This is a genomic window from Marivita cryptomonadis (assembly GCF_002115725.1).
Lineage (GTDB): Bacteria > Pseudomonadota > Alphaproteobacteria > Rhodobacterales > Rhodobacteraceae > Marivita > Marivita cryptomonadis.
Genome location: NZ_JFKD01000012.1, coordinates 132,062 through 138,889, shown reverse-complemented (window position 1 = coordinate 138,889; position 6,828 = coordinate 132,062). Strand labels below are relative to the sequence as shown.

The 6,828-nt window shown below is 56.4% G+C and carries 5 protein-coding genes; 3 read left to right on the top strand and 2 right to left on the bottom strand.

Annotated features, from left to right (window positions below; translation table 11 throughout):
* The coding region (locus MCRY_RS14520) for an aminopeptidase P family N-terminal domain-containing protein (RefSeq protein WP_280523428.1) at window positions 1-168 on the top strand (168 nt) is incomplete at its 5' end.
* Here MCRY_RS14520 and MCRY_RS14515 read toward each other — a convergent pair.
* Complete coding sequence (locus MCRY_RS14515) at window positions 147-1,511, bottom strand: IS5 family transposase (protein ID WP_085631141.1); 1,365 nt, start codon at window positions 1,509-1,511, stop codon at window positions 147-149. The two genes, MCRY_RS14520 and MCRY_RS14515, sit on opposite strands and share 22 nt — an antisense overlap.
* Window positions 1,512-1,692: 181 nt before the next feature.
* Between MCRY_RS14515 and MCRY_RS14510 the strand changes: the two genes are divergently transcribed.
* Window positions 1,693-2,424, top strand: coding sequence for a M24 family metallopeptidase (locus tag MCRY_RS14510; RefSeq protein ID WP_085631124.1), 732 nt, complete (start codon window positions 1,693-1,695; stop codon window positions 2,422-2,424).
* Here MCRY_RS14510 and MCRY_RS14505 read toward each other — a convergent pair.
* Window positions 2,367-4,475 carry a N,N-dimethylformamidase beta subunit family domain-containing protein gene (locus MCRY_RS14505; RefSeq protein WP_085631122.1) on the bottom strand — a complete coding sequence of 703 codons (2,109 nt, stop codon included), beginning with the start codon at window positions 4,473-4,475 and terminating at the stop codon, window positions 2,367-2,369. The genes MCRY_RS14510 and MCRY_RS14505 overlap by 58 nt on opposite strands.
* Before the next feature lie 735 nt (window positions 4,476-5,210).
* Between MCRY_RS14505 and MCRY_RS14500 the strand changes: the two genes are divergently transcribed.
* Window positions 5,211-6,806 (top strand): ABC transporter substrate-binding protein, encoded by a 1,596-nt coding sequence (locus MCRY_RS14500; RefSeq protein ID WP_176234513.1) that lies wholly within the window; start codon window positions 5,211-5,213, stop codon window positions 6,804-6,806.
* Window positions 6,807-6,828: the final 22 nt, after the last annotated feature.

Sequence of the window (6,828 nt, the reverse complement as noted above, 5' to 3'; positions counted from 1 at the left end):
ACCGACGACGACAATGTCTATTATCTGACCGGCTATTACGACTATCTGCATATGGAATTTGGCCGCCCTACCATACTCGTCGTTCAGCGTGACGGCGAGAGCCTTCTGATCACGCCCACTATCGAGTCGATTTTGAACAACGCGTTTCAGGCAGCGGCGCTTGAATAGGAGCGGGTATTTTCGGTTCTGATTAGCGCAGATGCTGCTATAGCTTTGATGATCATGGCGAGCAGTAGGGTCAAAAGTTTCCTGATGTGGTTCAGGATCTTGTGGAGATTGTGCCCGCAACCGCAGAGGACAGCAAAGATGGCATCGCCGCGGAGCCCTTTGAGCGGACATCTTGCGAGGCGCCCGTCTGTTTTCATGTGTCCGATCTCGGGTTCGATGGCGCTGCGTCGTCGCAGCAGCTTTTTCAGCGCGGGTGTGAGGCCGAGTTTGGACCCTGAGATCAGGACGCGGGTGGTTTCCACACCGTGGCCACGATAGCCGCGGTCGACAACAGCCAGTTCAGGCCGTTGGTCGGTCAGGATTTCTACCTGCTCCAAAGCCTCGGCCAGAGTGTGACCGTCGTATGGATTGCCGGGCAGCGCCCGCATGCCGACGACGAAGCCCTCGTCGATTGTCGTGGCTATGCTGACCTTGGTGCCGAATTCGTAACGCACGCGTGCCTTGCCTTTGGAGATGCAGTCAACGTCGGGCTCATGCAGGGCGTAAATCTTGCCGCCACCCTTTATGGGCTGGTGCAGCAAGCGCGAGACCAGCACCAGGGTGTCGAGGACCGTTTCCCGTAAGGTGCCCGGCGGGATGAGATCGATCTGACGCCGTAGGTCGCGCATGACCCGTCCGGTGTAGCCCTTCAATGTCCTCAAGACCTTGCGCATGCGCTTGAACTGTCGCGCATGGGCATAGCTACCGACCTGCGCCGCCAGCAGCGGCGCCTTGCGCGCATAGGTCTGACGCAGTTGAACCCCAACCTCCTGCGCCAGGGCCACGATCTTGGCGCGCGCTTTTTCGTAGAGCCGCGCGTCGGTGGGATAGGCGATGTTCTTTTCCATGACGGTCGTGTCGATGGAGACGCGCGAGAGGCTGTCATCGTTCACAACGCCACTTGAGCGCCCAGCCTCGATGGTCTTCGTCAGCAGCCACTCGGCGCCTTCATCGCCAATCTGATCGCGCCATCGGCTGAGGGAGGGCGGGTGGATCGGCGGCTGATGCTGGAAGAAGGTTTCCCCCGTGAAGTGCTGGTAGTAGGGGTTCTCTACCCAGCGCGCGACAACGGCCTCATCCGACAGGCGATGCAGATGTTGAAGATACATCAGTCCAGCAACCAACCGCGGCGGTGTCGCCGGTCGGCAGGTTCCTGACGGAAAGAAACCGGCCCATTCCCGCTCGAAGAACTCCCAATCGATCAACGCAGCCAGCTTCACCAATTCGTGGCGCATGTCGATCAGGTCAACGAGGCGCGGGCGCAGAAGATCATCTTGTTCAGGCGGGCGATTACGATGTTTCATGGGCGTATCAAATTGCAGGGTTTTCAATGCAATAGTACAAAACCTTGCAACTCATAGCCACTGAAATCATCGTTTAATCATTCATTATCAAAAGCTTGTATGTCTTTCAGGGCGGACTATCGACCTCAACACGGCCCTTGCAAACGCCCGGGTCGACAGGGTTTGCGCATGGAACGACGGCATGGGGTCAGAATGGCGCGCTGAATTGCTGGATGCACTGCGCGGCGCGGCGCGAGTTGGGATTGAGCCGGATCACATGCCACCTTTGGTGCGGCCTTTTGTCGGGTCTCAGGTCTATGAGGGGCGGATCGAAACGGTGACGCCCCTGCTGGCCGAGATGCGCATGATCGAGACGCCTGACCAACTGCAACTGGCCCGCCATGCCGGTCAGGTCGCCAATGCGATGATGGCCGCCGGGCGCGCGGCTATTGGCGATGGTGTGCCCGAATATGAGGTGGCGCTCGCCACGTCGCAGGCCGGAACGCGCAAGGCCGCCGAACTGCTGGCCGCTCACTATGACGACGCCGATATGTCGCCGAATACGCATTTTTTGCAGATCATGGCCTCGGGCGACACGATCACCAAAACCCACCACCGCGCCACTACGCGGATCATGCGCCACGGCGAACCGGTGTTCCTGTGCTTTTGCGGCATGACCAATTTCCTCCGCTTTAAACTGCGCTTCGATCGTACCTTCTGGATGGGAGAGATCGGCGATGCCGATCAGGCACGTGTCTACGAGGTGGATCTTGCCAGCCAGAGTGCTGCCCTTGATGCCTTGCGCCCCGGCGTGACCGCCGAAAGCGTGCATGCGGCCTATGCAGAGGTCATTCAGGACGCTGGGTTTGAATCGCTTCAGCTCAGTGCCTTCTCAAAGACATTCTGCAGGATTTGCGAGACATTGTTATCGTAGTCATTCCAAGGCAGGCTGCCGCAGAACGTGATAGAGCCGGTTGCAAAAACTGATCCGCCACCGGGATAGGTGCAATAGATCATGTCGGCGCGCTTCGCCTCGGCCTCAGTAACACCTGTGAGGTTTGTCAGGTGGGTAAGTTGTTCCTCGGGTACCAGCATGAAACCGTGCTCTCGGGTGACGGATCGGGCCAGAAGAACCGCGTTGTCCGGCGTTCCGATCCGCCCGTCCATATGGTCAAGCTCGAACCCGGCAGCGCCATTTCCGGAATAGCCAAAATCGCCTATGATGTCGCCTTGGACGCCCGCGAATACCCAGTCAAATTCCGGATCGGTCGTGACGCGGCGGTATGGATCGCCAAAGAATTCCCCCTGCGCAGCAAAGCCGATTCCGACAAGGTCTTGCGGAACTCGACCATTGCGCCGCCACAGCCCACCGTAGTTGCCGTCAAAAGCATTGTAATACTCGCCAGGCTCTGCCGCCCACGCACGGATGCCATCTTCGGCCCGGCGAATCTCCAGCATGCCATCATTTTCGGAATGGATGGCGATGCGCCAATAAAACCCGTTGCCGCCAAGATAGGCCAGATGGCCGCCATTATCGCGGTAATCGCGCAGGGCGTTCAGGCTTTCTTCTGTGTGGTACTCAGGGTGGGTGCCGGTCGTGAGCACCTTATAGTCTGAAATCGCTGCATGTCCGTGGATATGCAAGTCATTATCAGTGACTATATCATAATTTATACCTTTGGCATGCAGCCAGCTGATCAGGTGGCTGTCAGCAGGGAAATGGCGCAACCCCGAGCAGGGAGTGTTGCCAAAGGTCAAATAGCCAGGTCGTAGATTTAAAAGAGGTCGGCGATGAGAGCCGTGGCAGATGCCAGAGCCATCGGAATGATAGTTGTAGGTCGACAGGCCGTATTGCGGATATTCGGCGGGATTATGCGGATAGGCGTTCCAGTCGCTGATACGGTCCTGCCAGGACGGATCATAATCTGGTCGAGCATGGTTGCCGTAGATCGCATAGGTGAATGTGGATACCAGCACGCACAAATCCGCGCGGCGTTTCCCCAGCAGAGGGCAGACGAAGAAAGGGATCGCTTCGCGCTGTCCGTCACATTCCAGCCGCATGACGTAGATACCCGATGGCATGTCATCCGGAATGGTGAAGGTGAAATCTGTGTCCCAGCCGAAATCATAGATGTCGTCCTGATGAAAATGGATCGCGGCGTAGTGGTCAGGTCGGTGCGACCAGTTCATCTCTGTCGCATCCCAATTGGCGCCAGTCACGGCGCGGGCCGGAAAGTTGACAAGAGTAAGCTCAGGGCCGGCTTGAGAAGGGACAATCGTTTTTTTCATGGCTTGCGCGAAATCCCATGCACACAGCGTCACGTCGTTGGCAATGATGGAGGGCGCTTCGATTTTGCCATTGAAATGTTGGCAGGCCTGCGTCTCTGACACACGTGCGCCCACCGTGGCGGTGCCCTGCAATGCAATTCCGCTGCAAGTTGTTTCGGCGTTAACTGGGGCACCCGCATAACGGCCAAGCACGTTTTGCGTGATGGACAGAACTCCGTTTTCCAGTCGACCCTCGACCCGGTGCCACTGGCGCAGTTTCAGCGGGGCGTTTGTAGAGACCTTGGTTGCCCCTGCCTGAAAACAGGCCGCCCCTTGGGGATCAAGACAAAGATCAAACTCTCCGCAGCCGAGCACAGTCTGAGCACGTTCGCTGCGTTGCGTCGGATAGATGGTCGCGGAGAAGACTATCGCTGCCTCTGCATTCTCCGATACATCCCCAGCCGCCACGCCGTAAGATCCGGGAAAAAACGGCCTGTGCGTCGAGGCGAATTCTTGAGTTGCAAAATATTCTGAGGCGTCCTCTTCCACAATTCCTGGGCCGTCCGGGTTCGGGTCGGCGCAGATGGATCTGAAAAGCCTGGCGGTGAACGGCTTGTTCGATATTGAGGAGACCTTAAATTCTAGGGCTTCACCTGGACGACCAGACAGCTGCTCTACATAGCCGGCAATTGGCAGATCACGGGGCAGCTCACTCATCGCATGTTTCCATAAATTAAGTCAGGTAAGTGGTCTCTCAACCTGAGAAGTAGACCAGCAGGAAAATCATCGCAATAGATGGGTCCAACGGAGTCAGAGCGCAGACTGAACGATTCGCTTCCGTTGCCTCTCATCCGTGCGGCAACAAACAGGTGACCCGAATGGACGGTGTCACGAAACCGATCTCACGCGCCATGACGGTGACGCTGCTAAAACGCACTCGGGTGAAAGCCAAGGTTGGCAACCAATTGATAGAAAGCCGTCGTGAAAATCATGATCTGGGTGGATGCTTTCCAGTCACATCCTGACGATGATGTAGGACCAGACAGGTTGGCTAAATTAGCCCTTCCCGCAGTTTGGAACGTCTTGGGAGTGTCAAGTCGCGTAACCATTTGTGATTGCCCCTTGGTTCTATGGTTTCCCGTATCCTGAAGCGAGCGCCCAGCTGGAGGAAAAATCCGCGCTATTTGTGCGCTGGCCACGGCCATTGAGGGGACATGATCTTATCGCTTGGAAATAGATCAAGCAGAGATCAGGTGGAGGACTGAAAGAGCAAACTGCTCTTCTTGCCTCGTGGAAAAAAAGCAGTCAATTTTGTGGGCGAGTTTGAACTAAATGTCCAGCGCGGCCAAAGCTTCTTGGTCTCGACACTTGCCATATCGGTTTAAGGCCGCCAAGGTTACGCAGAGCACACGTGCAAACGAAAAGACTTTTTCCGACCTGGAGGTAATAAAAATGAGTTTACGTAACTGGGCCGCTGCGGCCCTTTGCACCTTGGGATTGGCGCTTGGCGCTGTTCCCGCGGACGCACAAAAAGCGGGGGGCACATTTGTATACCTCGTACAGCCCGAGCCGCCATCGCTGGCATCCTATCTGTCGACCTCGGGGCCTATCGGCCTGGTCGCACCCAAAATCTACGATGGCTTGTTCGACTACGACAACGATCTGAACATCGTTCCTGCGCTCGCTGAAAGCTATGAAGTGAGCGAAGACGGCAAGACTGTGACTTTCAATCTTCGGCAGGGTGTGACCTGGCACGATGGTGCACCGTTCACTTCGGCCGATGTTCAGTTCACGGTAATGTCTGTTCTGAAGGAAGTGCATCCACGCGGACCGAACTCGTTCCGTGAAGTCACGTCGATCGACACACCTGACGACCACACTGCGGTTTTCAATCTTGCCAACCCGGCGCCTTATATGTTGCGTGCTCTATCGGCTTATGAAAGCCCGATGGTTCCCAAGCACCTGCTGGAAGGCACCGATATTCGCAGCTCGGACCTGGCGACCAGCCCTGTCGGTACTGGCGCTTACAAGTTCGTCGAATGGAAAAAAGGCCAGTATATCCGTCTCGACAAGAACGAGAACTACTGGAAGCCTGGCCTTCCGTATATTGAGCGTATCGTAGGCCGGTTTATCCCGGATGCGTCAACCCGTACGGCCGCTATGGAAAACGGTGAAGTGATGTACGGTGCTTATGGTGCCATTCCGAACATTGATGCTGTGCGCCTGCGCGATACGGACGGTTTCTCGGTCACAACCGATGGCTACTCAATGATCAACCCGATGGCGTTGATCGAGTTCAACACGACCAAAGCGCCCTTTGACAATTCGGCGATCCGCAAGGCGATCTCACTTGCGATCGACCGCGAGTTTCTGATCGAGAATATCTGGTTCGGATACGGAAAACCTGCGACTTCGGCACTGTCCACAAACTTTGCGCCAACCGGTCTCTACAAGGCTGGCCTGCCGAACTACGCGGCAAAAGCGGATGTTGCAGGTGCAATCGCCATGTTGGACGCGGCTGGTATCACACCTGACGCCAATGGTATCCGGGCAACGGCTGTGCTTGACCTGATCCCCTATGGCGAAGACTGGCGCCGTGCCGGTGAGTACATGAAGCAGGCGATGAGCGAGATCGGCATCTCTCTCGAGCTGCGCTACGAAGATGTACCGACATGGCTGAAGCGGATCTACGCTGACTATGACTTTGAGATGAACATCAACTACTTCTACCAGCTGCCGGACCCGGTTCTGGGCGTTCACCGTCATTATGGCACTGACCAGATCCGTCAGGGTACGCATTTTGTGAACTCCTCGCGGTATTCCAACCCGACTCTTGATGCCCTGTTGGCCTCTGGTGCGCAGGAAGCAAGTGCAACCAAGCGGGCAGAAATCTACGGTGAGGTGCAGGACATCCTTGCCGAAGATATGCCAGTTGTGAACCTTTTCGAGATGCAGTTCCTGACTGTCTACAACGAAAAGCTGAAGGATCATGCGACCTCTGCGCTTGGGGCTTATGGCCCATTCGATCGCGCTTGGCTCGACGAGTGATGTAAACGAGCACGGCACCGGC